Here is a 1,642-nt window from a genome sequence, read left to right on the forward strand (position 1 = left end):
TTTTCAAGTACATTCCTAAAGTAGTAGTAGGTATATAGCTTATTTTTTAGTACGTAACTACATGCTTTGTCAAACTGTTCTGCCGGGAAGTCCCGTTTTAGCCTGAACAGTCCGTCACAGGTACGGAATAACTGCTCGGGATAATGCGCCCGCTCAAAGAGTATCTCCAGAAGTCTGGCGAACTCCGCAGAGTGTGCTTTTGCCCTTGTCAGGTACGTTTCATGCGAGCGGTTCTTATACGCCTGATGTTCGGACTTTAAATGTGTCGCCAGAGTGGTGTACGCATTTTCCCTGTAACTGCGTATGTGCGAGGCAATCTGTTTGCCCCGACAATAGATCCAGAGCATATTGCGTGTGTAAATGATCTTTACCTTTGTTCCGATATAAGCGAAGGGTACGCTGTAATAGTGTTTATTGCGCTGCAGGTAGATATGTCCGTTATCTCCAACTTTGAGTTCAGCGTAGCTCTTCAGCTCGAAGCGTTCTTTGGGAAGTTCGCCCAATGTTGATTTTTCGGAACTTAAGAACCGCTCTTCCCGGCAGTATGGCTTTTGCTGCATCCGGGTCTGGTTGTGCTTTAACATACAGACCTTTATGGCTTCATTGAGCGTATGGATATCAAAGAACTGCCTGTTTCTCAGTGGTGCAAAAACACGGGTATAGATCATTTTTACCTGATTTTCTACCAATGATTTGTCTTTTGGGCGGCCTGCACGTGCTGGAACCACAGCTGTGCCGTAGTGATTGGCAAAGTCTTCCATGGACTGGTTCAGGACCGGCTCATATTTATCGGCCTTGATGACCGCTGCTTTGAGATTGTCGGGGACAATGGCCTTTGGTACACCGCCAAGAGACTCCAGGCAGCTGCTCAGTGCATAAAAAAAGTCAGGGGTCTGCTGAGATGGTACAGCGATTGCAAACGCATAGTCTGAAAAGGGCAGGCAGGCCACAAATACTTCACAGGCGACCAGCTCCCCAGTGGACCTGTCAATATAATGGAGCTTTTTTCCGGAAAAGTCAATATATAATTTATCGCCGGCGGTATGTTCAAGCACCATGCTGCCCTTGCGCGAGACAAGCTGTTGCCTTAAATGATAGTTGAACTGTGGATAGCTATAACCGGTGGGATCACTTTCTATATATTCCTGCCAGAGCAGCAGCTTGGTAACTCCGGTACGCTTAAGTTCTTTTTCATAATAGTCAAGACGGCTTTTTAGGTACTCAAACTTGTCTGCCTTGTAAGCAGGATTCCCTGCGTAGAACGACTTTTCCAACAGGGGGTCCTCCTGTTTAAGAAGTTCTTCCGTATTGAAACCGCCGTCGGCCATCTTTTTGAGATAGGACTTCACCGTATTCTTGCTCATACCAAGGATGCGGGCGATTGTTTTTATCCCGCTACCGCTCTGGTACAATCTGATTAATTGCTTTATCTGACTCATTCGTTTTGGTTTTCCAGCCATCAGTGATCCGAATTGTTTGATCACTAAGTAACAAAAACTACTTGCTAAGGGGTCAGCATGCTCCAGCGCAATGAACTGAAAAAATAAATTAGGGGGTCAACATCAGCCAGTATGGCAGTTGAATAACAGCTTTAAACGCACTACGCATCCCTAATTCTAATTCAATTTTGAGGGGTCAGCTT

General features: G+C 45.8%; 1 protein-coding gene. It reads right to left on the bottom strand.

What is annotated here, in order from left to right; all coding sequences use genetic code 11:
- On the bottom strand, nucleotides 1–1,439 hold a 1,439-nt coding region (gene istA, locus L1283_RS28435; protein WP_429626814.1), incomplete at its 3' end, for an IS21 family transposase.
- Between the last annotated feature and the right edge of the window lie 203 nt (nucleotides 1,440–1,642).

Origin of the sequence: Sphingobacterium sp. HSC-15S19, from assembly GCF_050433745.1 — a bacterium.
Lineage (GTDB): Bacteria > Bacteroidota > Bacteroidia > Sphingobacteriales > Sphingobacteriaceae > Sphingobacterium > Sphingobacterium siyangense.